Genomic DNA, 16195 nt, shown 5'->3' with positions numbered 1-16195 from the left:
GCCGGGGTGGTTGCCGCGGGGGCGGGCGTTATGGCTTCGCGGTTCGGTCGGGCCTGGAGCCGGATGCCCCGTCCGCCGCCAGGTCTCCCACGGAGTCCGCGTAGTACGTCGATCCCTCGAGGTGGAAGGCGAGTTGACGGAAGGCCCACCCCGTTCCGGGCGACCTGTCGAGCTGGTCGGGCGTCAGGGCGTCCAGGCGGTTCGCCCAGATCCTGGCCAGCCGGGTAAGCCGGCTGCGCGCCTCGTCGAGGTCGGCCTCGGTGAACGGGGCGAGGTCCGCCTCGGTGGTGGTCGCCGAGGCGTGCCAGTGGTCGGGCTGTGTCTCCTCTCCTGCGAGCCTGGCCTCCATCTCCGCGAGATGGTCGATCATGTGGTCGGCGACGCGGCGGATCGCCTTGTGCGGGGTGTAGATCCGGTCGTCGGCGGGGACGGGGCGGCCGTCCCAGGCGGTCCAGGTCGCGGCGAGGGCCAGGACGTGGTCGACCATGGCCGTCAGGATCTGCGCGGGGTCGCGGTCGTCCGTCGCCGGGGCGTCTTCGAGGATGTCGGGGGCGTCGTGGATATCGGGGGCGCCGGGTGCGTCGAGTACGTCCGGTGCGTGCTTCGTTTCCGTCATGGTCCGACGCTAGATCCGGAAGGCTTCGGTCCCGGCCGAACCGTTCCGGACCCTTCCCTGGTTCAGGACGACGTGACGTCCTTCGACCTCGGACGGCGGCCCGGTGAGGCGCAGTTCGGGCACCAGTAGCCCTCCTGCTGGATGAATATCCATCCGAGCTGCTCGATGTACGGGGAGGCAACGGTCGCGCTGTGCAGCACATGGCCGAACAGGTCGGTCTCGATGTCCGGCGGTGGCTCCGCGATGACCAGGTCGAACACGGCCCGTGCCCGGCAGTTGCTGCGGTCGCATGCCAGGTAGAACCGCACAGGGCCGGGTGGCTCTCCGTCTGTGGTCAGGCTCATACATCAACTATGGACGCAGAGTCGGCCCCGCGGTGGCGTTTCCCGGCCATCGAGCCGCCGGACCCCCGAACCCCCGAACCGGATCAGCGGCAGGAGACCTTCAGCTGTACCGCCGCGTGATGCGCGCCCACCGTCTCCTCGTCGCCCCAGTCCCGCCCCCGGTCGATCAGCTGCACGGCAAAGGTTGGCACCTCATGGCAGCACACCATGCCAGGGCATCGCGCCCGGAGGGAGGGATCGCGCACGATCGGCTCGCACCACCGCGCTGCGGCGGCGGCCGAATTCAGCGCAGCTCTTCCGGGCACGGCGTGCCGGGTGACAGTTGGTAGGGCGCGGCCAGCCGGTACACGCCCGGCCGCGGCGCGAGCAGTTCCGTCCACTCGTCGCCGTCCTCGTCCTCCTCGACCTTGTTCAGACAGCCGTTGGTGTTGAGATACGTCCGCGGGCTGCTCTCGTCCTCTCGCTGCTTGGACTCCTCGGTCTCCTGCGGCCGCTCCACGCTCTTGCCCTTGTCGTCGACCAGGGCGAGCCAGCGCGAGTACGGGATACGGATCAGGATCCGACCGGCCGTCTTCACATGGATGGTCAGCTCATCCGCGCCTGCCCGGTCCACCGTGGCCGGCGGATCGGCCAGCGGCACCGGACTGTCGACCTCGAAGAGCCGCCAGTTGGCGTCCGACCAGACCGGCTTCAGATACGGCAGCCCCTGGTCGACCAGCTCCGCCTCCTGCACCGCGCCGGTGGAGTCCGGTGTCCCCCTGGGCAGCACCACGTAGTGCACCGCCCAGCGGTCGAGCCACTCGTGGTAGCTGGCGCTGTTCAGGGTGTCGTCGTAGAAGAGCGGGTTGCGCTCCATGTCCGCCTGGCGGTTCCAGCCGCGGGCCAGATTGACGTACGGCGCGAGCGCGGACGCCTCCCGGTGGCTGCTCGCGGGCACGACCTCGACCCTGCCGCGCTCCGCTCCGGCCTCGTGCAGCTCATTGACCAGCGGGGCCAGCTCACGCGTCCAAGAGGCCGCGGGGGCGGTCCGGACGATGTCGTCGACGCCCTTGAAGCCGATCCAGAAGTTCAGCCCGACGAACGCGAGAACCAGCACGTACCAGCGCCGGGAGCGCGGCTCCGTGTACGGCAGCGCGGCGAGCAGCACCACACCGGCGAACAGCATCGCCATCCGCGTAACGTTCGAGCCGATCTGCGAGTCGACCACATAGGTCAGCAGCGTCCCGACGCCGTACACGCCGGCTGCGGTACGGACCGTCTTCCAGTCGCGCGGTACGAGGACGAAGACGAGGACCGCGAAGAGGAACGGCAGCGACAGGGTCGCGATCGACATCGGCTGCGTACCGGAGAAGGGGAACAGCCACGCGGACAGGGCCACGACCGCGACCGGGGCCAGGCCCAGCGCGTACGCCCCGGGGCGCCGCTTGTTCAGGAAGAGCGCTGCGGCGACCACTCCCAGGAACAGTCCGGCCACGGGGCTGCTCGCCGTCGCGAGCCCGGCGAGCGGGGCGGCGACGGCCGCCTTCGCCCACCTCCTACGGGGGGCGCAGCGACAGCTGCTCCGGTGGAGCCGGTGCTCGCACCGGAGGTACGGCCAGCAGAACACCGCGGCCACCGCACCCACCGCGAACATCATGCCGAGCCCGAACGTCACCCGCCCTGACAGCGCGTTGCACAAATACGCGAACACCCCGGCGAGCGAGCAGGCGAGCGGATTACGGACGGCCCGGACCCGGACCAGGATCAGCGCGGTCAGCGCCGCCGACACGGTCCCGGCGACCATCATCGTCGTACGCACGCCGAGCACCGACATCAGATACGGCGACACGACGCTGTACGAGACGGGGTGCATGCCCCCGTACCAGGCGAGGTTGTACGCCGTACCGGGGTGCCGGCCGACGAATTCGGCCCAGGCGTCCTGGGCGGCCAGGTCGCCGCCGCTGTTCGCGAAGAAGAAGAACCAGAGCACGTGGGTGACCGCGGCGGCTGCCGTCGCGATCGTCACCGGATGCCGAAGCAGTCGCTCGGCGCGGGTCCGCCGGGACGGGGCGGTGCCTGGCTCGGGGGCGTCCGGGTCGGGCGCGGCTGTCCGCGTGTTGCCGCTGCTGCCCCTCATGCCCGTGCTGTCGGCCGCCTCATGGCCGGGCTTCGGCTCCGCGGTGGTCACTACGGCTCTCCCCGTCTCCCCGTATCCGCCGGCCCGTATCCCGTACGCCTGCGAGGACGCCTTCCAAGCGTCCTTGAGTTGCTCCGGGACGCTAACACGTAGGCAGTCGGGAAGAGGGTGCCGGGATCGGCACCCTCTTCCCGTTACCGGGCGGTTTCGGCCATCCGGCCGGTCAGCTGATCCGGGTCAGCTTGTCCCCGAACGTCGGCTCCGCCAGATCGCTCTGCAGCGCGACGGCCACCTTCACCTGGCTGGTGCCCTCGCCCACGGTGAGCGTTCCGACGTGGGTGCCTGCTGCCGCCGAGTGCGGGATCGTCTTTCCGTCGTCGGTCAGTTCGAGCTTGACCGTGAGACCGGGCCAGCCGACCGCCGACACGTCCTCGGTCGCGACCACCGGGGTGCTGCCGCCCAGTCCGTCGGAGACGGTGCCGACGACATCGCCCTTCTTCACGACCTTGGCGCTCGTCAGCAGATCCTGGGTGGCGACCATGGCTTTCTTGCTCACCGCGTTGGCGGTGTCGATGATCGAGGGCTTGTGCTGGCCCAGCACGGCGCCGACGATCAGCTGGTCGGTGTCGCCGACCATCTTGTGCGCGGCGAAGAGAAGGTTGCCACCGGCCTTGGTGGTGGAGCCGGTCTTGATGCCGAGCGCGCCGTTGTACGGAACGAGGGTGTTGTAGTTCCGATGGAACTTGCCCGACGGGTCGGTCCACGACGGCAGCTTGGTGATGTCCATCAGCGCCGGGATCTCCACCAACTTCTGGCCCAGCTTCACCTGGTCCTCGGCCGAGCTCACCGTGGTTGCGTTGAGGCCGGACGGATCGGTGTAGGTGGTGTTCGTCATGCCGAGCGACTTGGCGGTGTCGTTCATCTTCTTGACGAACGCCTCTTCGGAACCCGCGTCCCAGCGCGCCAGCAGCCTGGCGATGTTGTTCGCGGAGGGGATCATTATCGCGGAGAGTGCCTCCTGCTCCGTGAGCTTGTCCCCGGCCTTGACGGTGTTGAGTGTCGACTCGCCCTCCGAGTCCAGCTTGCCGTCCGACTCCGCCTTGGCGTCGATCTTGATGGAAGGACCCTCCTCGCCCTTCTTCAACGGGTGGTCCTTGAGCACGATGTATGCGGTCATCGCCTTGGCCACGCTGCCGATCGGCACGGCCTTCTGCTCGCCGAACGAGTCCACCTCGCCCAGTCCGGTGGCCGCCATGTAGCCCTGGCCCTCGTCGGGCCACGGCAGCGACGGCTTGTTGCCCTTGAAGGTGTACGTCGGCTTCGCCGACATCTGGAGCTCGGGCTCCGGGAGCGGGCGCACCATCTGCGCGATCGCAAAGGCGATCACCAGAAGCAGGACCAGCGGGGTCCAGATCTTGACCCGGCGGACAGCGGTGCGGACCGGCGTCTGAGGCGGCGGAGGCGTGTTCGTCAGCTCGGCCAGCAGGTCGAGCGGCGGCTTGGGCGGCATCGGCTGCTGCGTGGTCCGCTCGGCGGTGGAGAGCGCCGGAGCAGGGGGCGGCGTGCCGGGCTTGCCGGGCGTCGAGGCGGCTGCCGGTGCCTCGGGTTTGCGGGGCGTCGGCGCCGGTCGTACGTCGTCCCCGCGCAGCGGTACGAACTTACTGGTCCGCTCGGCGGCGGACTCGGGCTTCGGCTCCGCGTCCGAATCCGGCTTCGAGGTGGGCGGGATGACCTTCAGCGCGGTCGTCGGCTGATCGACCTTGGCCGCGGCGGGCGCCCTGAAGACGGCGGTCGGCTGATCGATTCCGCGCTTGTCCTCGGCAGTGTCCGGCTTGTCCGGCGTGCCCGCCTCGCTGTCCGCACCAGCGGTGTCCTCGGCGTCGGCTTCTGAAGCTTCGGCGTCTTCGGAACCTTCCGCGTCCTCGGATGCGTCATCGGACGGCTCGTCTGCGGCATCGGCATCGGCATCGTTCGACGCGGTCGCCTTGTCCGAGGCTCCGCCGGCCGGAGTGACCGGCTCGGGCGCAACGCCCTCCGCCACGGCGTCGGTATCCGCGTCGGTGCCCGCATCCGCTGCGGCCGCGGTCTCGTCCTCGGACGTGACGGCCTTCGCGTCGTCGCCCTTCGGGTCCTCGTCGCTCCGGTCGTCGTCCTTCGTCACCCATGCAGCGACCGCCGTACGCAGCCGCGCGTCACCCTCCTCGGGCGCAGCGGCATCAGCGGGCTCGACGACGTCCACGTCCTCCGAGGACTCGGCGACGTCCACGCTCTCCGCGCTCTCCACGTCCTTCGGCGACTCGGCAGCCTCGGATGACTCGTCGGAGGACTCAGAGGCCCCCTCCGGACCCTCGGTGGCCTCCCCCGCCTCATCGGCGGCCTCAGCGCCCTCAGCGCCCGAGGAGCCTTCCTGAGCCCCGGAGGCCTCCGGCTGCTCCGGGCCCTGGCCGTCCTCGCCGTCGCTCGACGGGACCGGTCCCGTGCGGAAAACGGCCGTCGCCGTGTCCGTCCCGCCGCCGGCTTCGGCCCCGGCGGACGGTTCACGGAAGACGCCAAGCCGCGGATCACTCTCGCTCCGAGCCGTCCCCGACGACTTCTGTTGCTTCTGCTTGTCGGGGGACTCGCTCGCCACCGGTGCCTCCTCCATGCGGCGCGGGGACATCCCCGCGCTGTCCGAACCATCTACCAGTGTCCTGTGTGAACCACCGGCCCAGTTGCAAGACGGGAACGACATACCTACTGGTTCCCGCATAAAGCCCCCAGGCGCCCTCGACAGACCAATGTGAGAGGGGTCACCCTGTCATTCATCCACGCGGGGAGGCATGGATGGGCAGGAGCCGCAGAACAATTCCGGAGGAGCTTCTGCTGCTCGCTCTGGACCCGGCCACGGGTACCACAGCGCAGCCGCAGTCGCTCGACCTCGGCCTCGCCGGAGCTCAGCTAGTGGAGCTGGCTCTGGCAGGACGGATAGCCCCTGACGGGGATCGTATCGCCGTGGTGATGCCACGGCCGACAGGAGATCCGACTCTGGACTCCGCACTGGAACTGCTGCGCCGACGCGGCAGCCCGGTTCGGGCGGTCCACTGGATTGGTGGGCCCCGGCTGGGGCTGCGCCAGATCTACCTCGCTCATCTGGAGCGATGCGGCATGGTGCATGCCGTGGCGGGCCAGATGTGCGGGGTGCTGCCGACGACTCGCTACCAGGCGACGGACACGGCAATCAGCCGGGACATCAGATCCAGGCTGGACAGTGCGATCCGCACCGGCGTACCGCCGGACCCGCGGACCGCGGCGCTCGCCGCGCTGGCCCACGCGGTCGGACTCGGCAAGCACCTTTATCCCGGGAACGAGGGGCGTTCATCGCGCTCCCGGCTCCGGGATCTGATCAGACACGACCCGATGGGCGGACTCGTGGCGCATGCCGTGATGGACGTCCAGAACGGGGCGGTCGCACAGCCGCGCCGTAACCAGGCGGCCGGAGTGCCGTTGCAACCGCAAGTGCAGTCGCAGTCACGCCGCGGCAGCATGGCGCACACCGCGGCCCACTAGGACCGCCCCGTCGCCACACGCACCGCAGCACCGCAGCACCGCAGCACCGCAGCACCGCAGCACCGCAGCACCGCAGCACCAACCGAATACCGCCGCACCGTCGTCCCCAAGACCCGGTTCGGGAGCCGCACCAAGCGCGGGGCAGCCGGAATCATGGCTGCCCCGCGCGCCTGCGTGTCGCCATTTCCCAGCGCGGCCGGGGGCATGGGTGGCAATCTGCTCAGCAGTAGATACGCACAGCTACACAGCCGGAGGTGCCGTTTCCGTGCCGTCCAACGTCAATCCCACCGTCAGACGACGCCGGTTGGGCCAGGAATTGCGCCGACTGCGCGAACTCAAGGGCATGACGGCCGAGGAGGTGGCGGAGCGGCTGCTGGTCTCGCAGTCGAAGATCAGCCGCCTGGAGAACGGCCGCCGCTCCATCAGCCAGCGCGATGTACGTGATCTCTGCGGGGTGTACGAGGTCGAGGATCACCGGATCGTCGACTCGCTCATGCAGATGGCCAAGGACTCGCGCCAGCAGGGCTGGTGGCACGCCTTCGGCGACATCCCGTACAGCGTCTACATCGGTCTGGAGACCGATGCCGAATCGCTGCGGGTGTACGAACCCCAGGTGGTCCCGGGCCTGTTGCAGACCCGGAGTTACGCCGAGTCGCTGATCCACGGCGCGTTGCCGGAGGCCCCGCCCGCCGACATCGACAAGCGCGTCAGCGTCCGGGCCCGCCGCCAGGACCGGATCACCTCCCCGGAGCATCCGCTGCGGCTGTGGGCGGTGATCGACGAGTCCGCGCTGCGCCGGCTGGTCGGCGGCAAGCAGGTGATGATCGAGCAGTTGGAGCAGCTGGTCGAGCTGTCGCGGCTGCCGCATGTGACCGTGCAGGTGCTGCCGTTCGACATGGGCGCGCACCCCGGCATCAACGGCCAGTACGCCATTTTGGAATTCCCGGACGCCGCGGACTCCAGTGTCGTCTATATCGAGGGCGTCACCAGCGACCTGTATCTGGAGAAAGCCAATGATGTGCAGCGGTACAGCGTCATGTACGAGCACCTGCGGGCACAAGCGCTGAATGTGGAGCAGACCCGGCACTTCATCAGCGACATCGCGAAGGAGTACGCCGGGCGCTCGGGCGCGTAAAACCGGACAGCCCACAAAGTCCGGTATGCGGGAAATGAAGCGATGTTACGGGAGGGGCGGCGGTAAGGTACACCGCCGCCCGCCCGCAATGGAAGACCTTGGTGGTTTATACCATCCGGTCGAGTGAACGACCCCTTCACTCACGAGACTTGGCGAGTAGCGTCGATCACGCCAACCGGAACGCTGTTGGTGTTTTTCACACGACTCTCTGAACCGGAGTGAACATGACCATTCGTCAGGGTGCTACGGACAAGTGGACGAAGTCCTCGTATTCCGGGGGCAACGGCGCCTGCGTCGAAGTCAAGTCCCTTCTCGCGCAGGCTATTGCCGTACGCGACTCGAAGGCCCCCGAGGGCCCTTCGATCACGTTCGTCCCCGCCGCGTGGAACGCCTTCGTACGTGACGTCGGCAAGGGCGCCGTCGACGCCTGACCGATACTTTCCGCCGTTCGCATCGCAGCACCGATTCCGGTGCTGCCGGTAGCCCTCTCGACTGGTCCGCCGTCCTGGCCGAGGGGGCTCGATGCCCGACCCGGAGAATGCCCCCGGAGAATGTCCGACGCGGAGAATGCTTGACCGGGAAACACCCGGCCGGGAAATGCCTGCCCCGGAGATCCGGGGCGCTCAGCGCAACTGATCGACGTGGAGATCGGTGCCGGGCACGGTCGGAATGAACGGCGCCACCAACTCCACCCGCCCCAGGCCGGACTCCTCGACCATCGCGTCGAGCCCGGTGAAATGCCCGTCCCAGCAGTCCCGCGGGTCCTCCTGAAGGAACCACAGCAGGGTCAGCCGGGTGTCGACGCCCTCGACCTGCTTCACATAGGCCATCCGGTCGCCCGGCAGCGGCGTGGGGCGGAAGACGGTCACCATCGCCGCCGGGGAGCCGCCCAGCCGCTTCGGCAGATGCCGCGAGCGCAGCCATTCCAGCAACTCGGCCCGCTGCCGCGTCCCTTCGGCGTCGATCACCTGAAGGACCAGCCCGCGGTAGGGGTGGTCGAGTGCGTGGAAGTCCCGGGGCCCCGCGGCGCCGTCTCGGTAGACCGTCGCCTCATGATCCTGGAACGACGTGAACACATGGGTGCGGTCCTGGTATACCCGGCCGTCCCGGTTCAGCCGCTTGTTGATCCCGACGGTCCACTTCATGTGGTCGTCGTAGCGCCCGCCCGTCACCCAGTACGTGGACAGATAGCAGCCGGCGCCGACCGGCCGGGCGACTGCGGACTTCTCCGGGTAGCGCAACTCCTGGAGCTCCCGGGTGGCCACCCAGCGCCGCCCGGCGAACATCCAGGGCATCGCCATCGCGCCTGCGTAGTAGTGATCGTCTTCGTACCAGCGGTTGTACGCGTACTCATGGCCGGGGTGCGGTTCGACCATGGTGATCAGCGCATGGCCGGGATGGACTCCGTACGGCCCCAGCGCGGCCAGTTCGGCGTAGGTGTCACTCCGTGTCTCGTCGCTCATGCCGTTCCCCTTCCGTACTCCGCAGCGGCGTCCTACTCTGACGCCCCGTCAGCAGAACTGCCAGAGCCGGGAGGCCACCGATGTTGCTCGCGGGGAAGACCGTCATCGTGTCCGGGGTGGGCGCCGGGCTCGGGCACCAGGTCGCGGCGACGGTCGTACGGGACGGCGGCAGCGCGGTGCTCGGGGCGCGCACCGCCGCCAATCTCGCCAAGTCGGCCGCGGAGATCGACCCGGAAGGCCTGCGCACCGCCCATCTGGCCACCGACATCACGGACGAGGCGCAGTGCGAGGCGCTCGCCGCACTGGCGCTGGAGCGGTTCGGACGGATCGACGCGGTGGTCCATGTCGCCGCCTGGGACAGCTACTTCGGCGGGATCGAGGACGCCGACTTCGCCACCTGGCAGTCGGTCATCGACGTCAATCTGCTCGGCACGCTACGGATGACCCGCGCCTGCCTGCCCGGCCTCAAGGAGCGGGGCGGCTCGGTGGTCGTCATCGGCACGCAGTCCTCGGTGGCCGCACCGTCCCAGGTGCGGCAGGCGGCGTACGCGGCCTCGAAGGGGGCGCTCACCTCGGCGATGTACTCCATGGCGCGGGAGTTCGGCCCGCACCGGATCCGGGTGAACACGGTGCTGCCCGGCTGGATGTGGGGACCGCCGGTGCAGGCGTACGTGCGGTTCACGGCGCACACCGAGGGGGTGCCCGAGGCCGAGGTACTGGACAGGCTCACCGAACGCATGGCGCTTCCGGACCTTGCCACGGACGGCGATGTGGCCGAGGCCGCCGCGTTCCTGGCCTCGGACCGGGCGCGGGCGATCACCGGGCAGTCCCTGCTGGTCAATGCCGGCGAGCTGATGCGGTAGGGCGGTTCACAGGGCCGGTTCACAAGGCCGGTTCTCCTCCTTCTCGGCCGCACGGGACCCGCATCCCGTGCGGTCTTTCTGCGCTCCTCGGTACTCCTGACGCTCTGCACAGCCTGACGAAGTGCCCGCTCATCGTGTGGCCGCCGTCACGTTCGCGACAACGCTCACGTGAGTCAAGAACAAGCAAAATCGTTCGACTTGCTGATCCGTGTTCACATCCCTGATCGCGAACACCTTGACCGGGGGACCGGGCAGGCGGTTCAATCCCCGAAGTCCCCGCTCCCGCACGGGGCCCCGCTGAACGGCCGTACCGACGAAGTGCGTACCCGTTCACAAGGCGGACCCCAGGAGGGGGCACATGAACAGTCTCGACTGGGTCGTGCTCATCGGCTACTTCGGCGTGATGATCGCGATCGGACTCTGGTCCCACAAGCGTGTGGACAACGTCAGCGACTTCTTCACGGCCGGCGGCAAGATGCCGTGGTGGCTGTCCGGCATCTCGCACCACATGTCCGGCTACAGCGCGGTGATGTTCACCGGTTACGCCGGTATCGCGTACCAGTACGGCGTCACGTCCTTCGTGACCTGGTCGCTGCCGATCGCCATCGGCATCGGCATCGGCGCCCAGCTCTTCGCACCCCGGCTCAACCGGCTGCGCTCGCGGCTGCATGTCGCGTCCCCGCTCGAATACCTGAAGAACCGCTACAACATCCAGACCCAGCAGGCGCTCGCCTGGTCCGGCCTGCTGCTGAAGATCGTGGACGTCGGCGCCAAGTGGGCGGCCATCGCCACCCTTCTCTCCGTCTTCACGGGCATCTCGATCACGCAGGGCATCTTCATCACCGGCTGCATCACCGCCGTCTACTGCACGGTCGGCGGCCTGTGGGCCGACGCGCTCACGGAACTGGGGCAGTTCATCATCCAGCTCTTCGCCGGCGTCGCGATGCTCGTCACCGCCATGGCCAAGCTCGACGGTGTCAGCACCCTGTGGACGGTCTGGGACAAACTGCCCGAGGGCCACACGAACCCGACGGCCGGCCCGTACACCGTGACCTTCCTGCTGGCGTACCTCTTCATCAAGACCTTCGAGTACAACGGCGGCATGTGGAACCAGGCCCAGCGCTACATGGCCACGGACTCCGCCGCCTCGGCCAAGCGCTCGGCCCGGCTCTCCGCCGTGCTGTGGCTGGTCTGGCCCACGGTCCTGTTCTTCCCGATGTGGTGCGCCCCGCTGCTGGTCCACGCGCAGAAGCCGGACGCCTCCGACAGCTACGCCCTGATGACCGAGCAGCTGCTGCCGCACGGACTGCTGGGCCTGGTCGTCGTCGGCTTCTTCTCGCACACGATGGCCATGTGCTCCTCGGACGCCAACGCCATCGCGGCGGTCTTCACCCGGGACATCGCCCCGGTCCTGTCGAAGGCGGCCCGCACCTGGAGCAGCCGCACGGGTCTGCTGGCGGCCCGGGTGTCCACGCTCGGCTTCCTCGGTCTGTCGATGGCGCTGGCCACCCAGATCAACTCGCCGACGTTCAAGGACATCATCTCCGTCGTGATCAAGTGGGTCGCCGGTCTGATGGGCCCGATCGCGATTCCGTTCATGCTGGGCCTGCTGCGCAGGTTCCGTAAGTCGGGTCCGACAGCGGCGCTCGTCAGCTGGGCGGCGGGTCTGCTGGCGTTCTACTTCACCAACTACAACTTCGACGGTTCGGTGAAGACGGATGTCGCGCTGCAGTACCAGGTGGCGCTGCCGCTGGCGATCTCGCTGGTCCTCTACATCGTGATCGGCTTCATCAAGCCGGAGGACACCCCGGAGCGCGACGCGATCATCGAGCAGATCAACTCGGACGGTGACGGCACGGGCGCCGGAGCGACGGTTCCGGCGCAGGCGCAGGCCGGTTCCGGGGATGCCGCCGTTACGGAGGGCGTGAAGGACTGACACACACGGCTGCACGGACAAGGGCCGAGGGGCGGGGTACGGACGCGGCGGTGTCCGTACCCCGTCCCTCCCTCCTGCTCCTGTTCTCGGGTCTCAGCCGCGCGGATAGCGGCTCAGCCAGCCCGGTGCGGCGGCCGACGGGCTGTGCAGGGCGGGGCCCTGCGTCATCTCCATCGCGAAGTCGTCGGCGAGTTCCAGCAGGGTGGCCCTGCCCTCCAGTTCGGCGAGCCAGGCCGGCGGCAGCGCGGTCTCGCCGTGCAACGCGCCGAGCAGCGCCCCGCACAGGGCCCCGGTGGCCGCGGAAGGTCCACCGTGGTTGACGGCCAGCCGCAGCCCCTGCCGCACGTCCTCGCCGACCAGGGCGCAGTACACGGCGACGGCGAGGACCTCCTCGGCGGCGTCCGTGGCACCCAGCGACTCGATCAGGGCCGGTCCCGGAATGCCCTGGCGTACGGTGCCGAGGGCCCGCTTCAGCGCCTCGGTGACCGGTTCGTGCCCCGGGCGCTCGACGAGCAGGGCCAGGGCGTGCTGGACGGAGCCGTCCAGGGTCTCGCCGCGGGCCAGCCCGTGCATCATGACGGCGAGGGCGCCCGCGGAGAGCAGGGCGGTGGGGTGGCCGTGGGTCTGGGCGGCACATTCGACGGCCAGTTGGAGGACGAGCTGGGGCTCCCAGCCGACGAGCAGCCCGAACGGGGCGGACCGGGTGAGGGCCGCCGAGTCCCGGGCGGTGGGGTTCTTGGGCTTGTCGAGCGTGCCCATGGTGGTGTCGCCGAGGCCGGTGAGGCATTCCCGGGTGGGGGCGCGGCGGGCGTAGAGCCACTCCTGCTGGGCGAGCCAGCCGTTGTCCTTGCGGCGCTCGTCGGGCCCCCAGTCGTGCTGGGTGGCTGCCCACCGCAGATGGGCCCGGTGCACATCGGTGGGCGGGTGCCAGGCGCCGATGTCGCGGCGGACCTGGGCGCGGATCAGCCCGTCGACGGTGAACAGGCTGAGCTGGGTGACGGCGGTGACGGTGCCGCGTCCGCCGTGCGCGGGTACGAAGTCGGTGACGGCTTCGGCGCCGTGGGCGGCCCGGATCTCTTCGAGCGTGAGCCCGTCGACACCCGCGCCGAGCGCGTCGCCGATGGCCCCGCCCAGCAGAGCGCCGCGCACCCGGCTGCGGAAGTCCTGCTGCTCGGCACGGCCCCAGACGGCTGTGGTCCCTGTGGTCACCGTGGTCACCGTGCCCCTTTCGCCGTCGGCCCGCCCGGTGCGACTGCGCAGCACTGTAATCGAATGGGAACGGTGAGCTGTGGGGCTGAACCGTATGTACGGAGTAGATCCTGCGATCACTTTTGAACGGTGTTCTCCGTTGATTTCCGAGTCCTGGAGCGGCAGCCACCCGTGAGCCGTAGTGGCTCTATAGTGAATCTATGGCTACTACGACCATTCAGGTGCCTAAAGAGACGCGCGACCACCTCGCCCAGTTGGCCAAGGAACGCGGGCTGAGCCTGGGCCAGCTCGTCGATCAGCTGGCCGCCCAACAGCCCACCGCGGCCCAGATCGCCGAGCGTGTCGCCACTACCCGCAAAGTGCTGCGTGACCGCATGGGCTGCACCCTGACCGATGAGGAGTTCGATCACGGGCCGGACGTCCTGGCCAACGTGTATGCGATGGCAGCCGAGAAAATGCACGCCCGACGGAACACCGCCGCGTGATCATCCTCGACACGAGCGCGGTGTCGGCACTTGCACAGGGACATCGCGCCCTGCACCACCTCGCCGGCAATGTCGCCGCCACACCGGGCGACTGGCTGCACATCCCCGCCCTCTGCCTCATGCACGCCGAGGCGGACGACGAGGGGCTCGCGCGCAGCGTGCTCGCCCTCCCAGGCGTCCTGGTCGATCCGCTCGATCGGACCGCGGCGGCCACGGTCGGTGGGATGGTCCGGGACGGGTGGGGCAGTGCCGATATCTGTCACGCGCTGTACGTCGCGACTCCGCATCAGGAAAGCGGCGGCATGTCGATCATCCTGACGGGCCGCGAGGGCGACTATCCCCCCGGCATCCTCACGGTCGGCATCGACTCGCCCGGCATGCTGGGCTTTCACTGAGCCTCGGCTCTGGTTCCGGCCCGCCGTCGTCCGCGCCTGAGCCCGGTCGGTGTGTTCGCCATGCGGCCCGAACACGGCACGCTCGTGCGCACGAACCACTTCCTGACACCGATCCCGGCCGCGGACGAGAAGACGTGGCTCTACCAGCCCGATTCGGGCGAGCGCTACGACTTCGTCCGCGCACGTCTCACGCGCACAAAACCGCCGACCACGCCCGACGACCTCGCTGGCTGCCTCGTGACGGGGGACGGCGAACCGCCGGTGACCTGCCTGCCCGACCTGGACAGACCGCTCGGCCAACGCTGGGCGAGCCTCGCGACCGTCACCCTCGAACCCACGACGCGCACGGCCCGGATTCTCGACGGCACACCCGCCGACATCGGCTCGCGCGACTGGCGCATCCTGACCGCCGGCTGATCCGAACGCGGAGGTGCACGCCGCCTTCCCGGCGCCGGACCGTTCAACGGCAGAGGGCCGCGTCCACCGTCTTCTCGACCCGCCGCATGGCTGCCTCGTCGGGCGGCATGGTGGTCACCGCGACGCCGGCGGCGCGGCCGTCGTCGGTGGCACCGCCGCGGGTCTCGTATCCCGGAATGTCGCCGCCGTGGCCCCAGTACACACCGCCGCACGACAGCGGCCTGCTCGCCAGACCCAGTCCGTAGCGGGCGCCGGTGCCGAGGTAGTCGGCGGGGACGGTGGTGCGCATCTCGGCGAGCTGGGCCGCCGGGAGGAGGCGGCCCCCGAGGAGCGCGGTGTAGAACCGGTTGAGGTCGGTGTTGGTGGAGACCATCGCGCCTGCCGCCCAGCCCCAGGAGGGGTCCATTTCCGTGTAGTCGCGCAGGGGCCCGTCCGCCGAACCCCTGAAGTAGCCCTTGGGGTGGGGCTCGCGGATGGTCATGTCACCGGGCGCGGGGAAGTACGTGTGGCGCAGTCCGACGCGGTCGATGACGCGCCGGGTGATTTCCTCGCCGAGGGGCCGGCCCGTGACCTTCTGGATGATCAGGCCCGCCAGCAGGTAGTTGGTGTTGCTGTACTCCCATTTCGCGCCCGGGGGGAAGTCGGCTTTGTGCTTGAGGGCGATATCGAGAAGGTCCCGGGGTTCGGTGTACCGGTGCTGAAGAGTGGTGAAGTCCAGATCGTCGGTGTACTCGGGAAGTCCGCTGGTGTGCTGGAGGAGTTGGCGGACGGTGACGCGGCGTCCGTCTGTCCCGTCCCCGCGTACGAGGCCCGGCAGATAGGTGTCGATCGCGGCGTCGAGGCCGACCTTCCCCTCACCGACCAGCTGCAGCATGACCACGGCGGTGAACGTCTTGGTGTTGCTGCCGATCCGCACCTGACCGTCCCTGGGCACCTTCGAGCCGGTGGCCAGGTCGCCCACCCCTGCGGTGTAGGTACGGGTGCGGCCCTCGCGGTCCTTGACGCTCGCCAGCGCGGCGGGCATGCCGTCGGTGCGCACCAGTGCACTCAGGCTCTGCTGGACGGTGTCCGGCCCGGTCGCTGCGGAGGCCGCCGGCGGCGCCAACGCACCCGCCGCCATGACGCCGGCGATCACCGCGACCGCGGCCGACACGGCCTTGCGCCGAACGCCCTGCTTCCCGCCGCGGGAACGGAACCTCTGCCATGTCTGCTCGTGCACGAAACAACTCCTGCCGGATCGAGGGCAACCGTGGTGTGTGCCGGGTCCAGCATCTCCGGGTGCGGCCGCCCGAAGTGATCCCGCTACCTGCCCACTTCCGGGTAGGGCTACCCCCCGGGGTGCACTCAGAGAAGGCAGAAGTTACGCCGGAAGCCGTCGAGTTCGGCTGCCCGGCCGATGAAGGATGCTCGTCTGCGGTCCTCGATGATCTGTTGCATCGAGCGGCGGCGCGGCCGGGCCGAGGGCATACGGCTCAGTCCGACAACACGGGAAGCAGCTCCGGGAGGTGTCCGTCGGACGCGGCAGCCGCCGCAACCCGCTCCTGCGGCACATCGCCGTACAGCGTCGTACGCGGCTTCGGGGGGGGGGGGGGGGGGGGGGGGGGGGGGGGGGGGGGGGGGGGGGGGGGGGGGGGGGGGGGGGGAGGGGGGGGCGGGGGGAGGGTGGGAGG

At 69.4% G+C, this 16195-nt stretch carries 16 protein-coding genes and 1 pseudogene; 8 read left to right on the top strand and 9 right to left on the bottom strand.

The window, feature by feature from the left end:
- Positions 1–28: 28 nt before the first annotated feature.
- The 5 genes and pseudogenes from ACZ7IB_RS11590 to ACZ7IB_RS11570 all read right to left on the bottom strand — a co-directional run bounded on the left by ACZ7IB_RS11590 (position 29) and on the right by ACZ7IB_RS11570 (position 5705).
- Positions 29–487 (bottom strand): hypothetical protein, encoded by a 459-nt coding sequence (locus ACZ7IB_RS11590; RefSeq protein ID WP_470911862.1) that lies wholly within the window; start codon positions 485–487, stop codon positions 29–31.
- Positions 488–678: 191 nt separating this feature from the next.
- Positions 679–960 (bottom strand): hypothetical protein, encoded by a 282-nt coding sequence (locus ACZ7IB_RS11585; RefSeq protein WP_470911589.1) that lies wholly within the window; start codon positions 958–960, stop codon positions 679–681.
- An 83-nt stretch (positions 961–1043) separates the two neighbouring features.
- Positions 1044–1142, bottom strand: a pseudogene (locus ACZ7IB_RS11580) (adhesin); the annotation flags it as partial.
- A gap of 101 nt (positions 1143–1243) precedes the next feature.
- Entirely contained in the window at positions 1244–3127 is a 1884-nt protein-coding gene (locus ACZ7IB_RS11575) for an MFS transporter (RefSeq protein ID WP_470911587.1), read from the bottom strand.
- A 172-nt stretch (positions 3128–3299) separates the two neighbouring features.
- Positions 3300–5705 (bottom strand): D-alanyl-D-alanine carboxypeptidase, encoded by a 2406-nt coding sequence (locus ACZ7IB_RS11570; protein ID WP_470911585.1) that lies wholly within the window; start codon positions 5703–5705, stop codon positions 3300–3302.
- Between the two features lie 194 nt (positions 5706–5899).
- On the opposite strand from ACZ7IB_RS11570, the gene ACZ7IB_RS11565 reads away from it, so the two are divergent.
- From ACZ7IB_RS11565 to ACZ7IB_RS11555, 3 genes are all read left to right on the top strand, one after another.
- Complete coding sequence (locus ACZ7IB_RS11565) at positions 5900–6622, top strand: GOLPH3/VPS74 family protein (RefSeq protein ID WP_093894223.1); 723 nt, start codon at positions 5900–5902, stop codon at positions 6620–6622.
- A gap of 265 nt (positions 6623–6887) precedes the next feature.
- Positions 6888–7757, top strand: coding sequence for a helix-turn-helix domain-containing protein (locus tag ACZ7IB_RS11560; protein ID WP_470911583.1), 870 nt, complete (start codon positions 6888–6890; stop codon positions 7755–7757).
- A gap of 224 nt (positions 7758–7981) precedes the next feature.
- Positions 7982–8188: a DUF397 domain-containing protein gene (locus ACZ7IB_RS11555; RefSeq protein ID WP_470911581.1), complete on the top strand. Its 207-nt coding sequence runs from the start codon at positions 7982–7984 to the stop codon at positions 8186–8188.
- A 192-nt stretch (positions 8189–8380) separates the two neighbouring features.
- Here ACZ7IB_RS11555 and ACZ7IB_RS11550 read toward each other — a convergent pair whose 3' ends face one another.
- On the bottom strand, positions 8381–9220 hold the full coding sequence (locus ACZ7IB_RS11550; protein ID WP_470911579.1) for a hypothetical protein: 840 nt from the start codon (positions 9218–9220) through the stop codon (positions 8381–8383).
- 80 nt (positions 9221–9300) lie between these two features.
- Between ACZ7IB_RS11550 and ACZ7IB_RS11545 the strand changes: the two genes are divergently transcribed.
- Both ACZ7IB_RS11545 and ACZ7IB_RS11540 read left to right on the top strand, forming a co-directional pair.
- Positions 9301–10083: an SDR family oxidoreductase gene (locus tag ACZ7IB_RS11545; RefSeq protein WP_470911577.1), complete on the top strand. Its 783-nt coding sequence runs from the start codon at positions 9301–9303 to the stop codon at positions 10081–10083.
- A gap of 358 nt (positions 10084–10441) precedes the next feature.
- Complete coding sequence (locus ACZ7IB_RS11540) at positions 10442–12019, top strand: sodium:solute symporter family protein (protein WP_470911574.1); 1578 nt, start codon at positions 10442–10444, stop codon at positions 12017–12019.
- Between the two features lie 93 nt (positions 12020–12112).
- Here the strand turns inward: ACZ7IB_RS11540 and ACZ7IB_RS11535 are convergent, their stop codons facing one another.
- Positions 12113–13228, bottom strand: a complete 1116-nt coding sequence (locus tag ACZ7IB_RS11535; RefSeq protein WP_470911572.1) for an ADP-ribosylglycohydrolase family protein — start codon at positions 13226–13228, stop codon at positions 12113–12115.
- A 200-nt stretch (positions 13229–13428) separates the two neighbouring features.
- Here ACZ7IB_RS11535 and ACZ7IB_RS11530 point away from each other — a divergent pair, with 200 nt between their 5' ends.
- Genes ACZ7IB_RS11530 through ACZ7IB_RS11520 form a run of 3 tightly spaced genes read left to right on the top strand, consistent with a single transcriptional unit; the run spans position 13429 to position 14525 of the window.
- Positions 13429–13713 carry a hypothetical protein gene (locus ACZ7IB_RS11530; RefSeq protein ID WP_266360778.1) on the top strand — a complete coding sequence of 95 codons (285 nt, stop codon included), beginning with the start codon at positions 13429–13431 and terminating at the stop codon, positions 13711–13713.
- Complete coding sequence (locus ACZ7IB_RS11525) at positions 13710–14108, top strand: PIN domain-containing protein (RefSeq protein WP_470911570.1); 399 nt, start codon at positions 13710–13712, stop codon at positions 14106–14108. Before ACZ7IB_RS11530 ends, ACZ7IB_RS11525 begins: the two co-directional genes overlap by 4 nt.
- 51 nt (positions 14109–14159) lie before the next feature.
- Positions 14160–14525, top strand: coding sequence for a hypothetical protein (locus ACZ7IB_RS11520; RefSeq protein ID WP_470911568.1), 366 nt, complete (start codon positions 14160–14162; stop codon positions 14523–14525).
- A gap of 43 nt (positions 14526–14568) precedes the next feature.
- On the opposite strand, the gene ACZ7IB_RS11515 is transcribed toward ACZ7IB_RS11520, so the two are convergent.
- Positions 14569–15744 carry a serine hydrolase domain-containing protein gene (locus tag ACZ7IB_RS11515; RefSeq protein WP_470911566.1) on the bottom strand — a complete coding sequence of 392 codons (1176 nt, stop codon included), beginning with the start codon at positions 15742–15744 and terminating at the stop codon, positions 14569–14571.
- 125 nt (positions 15745–15869) lie between these two features.
- Positions 15870–15992, bottom strand: a complete 123-nt coding sequence (locus tag ACZ7IB_RS11510; RefSeq protein WP_470911563.1) for a hypothetical protein — start codon at positions 15990–15992, stop codon at positions 15870–15872.
- Positions 15993–16195 lie beyond the last annotated feature (203 nt).

The organism is Streptomyces sp. NPDC037301 (assembly GCF_055602785.1).
The sequence above is the reverse complement of the archived record's forward strand: the minus strand, read 5'-3'. Positions and strand labels throughout refer to the sequence as shown.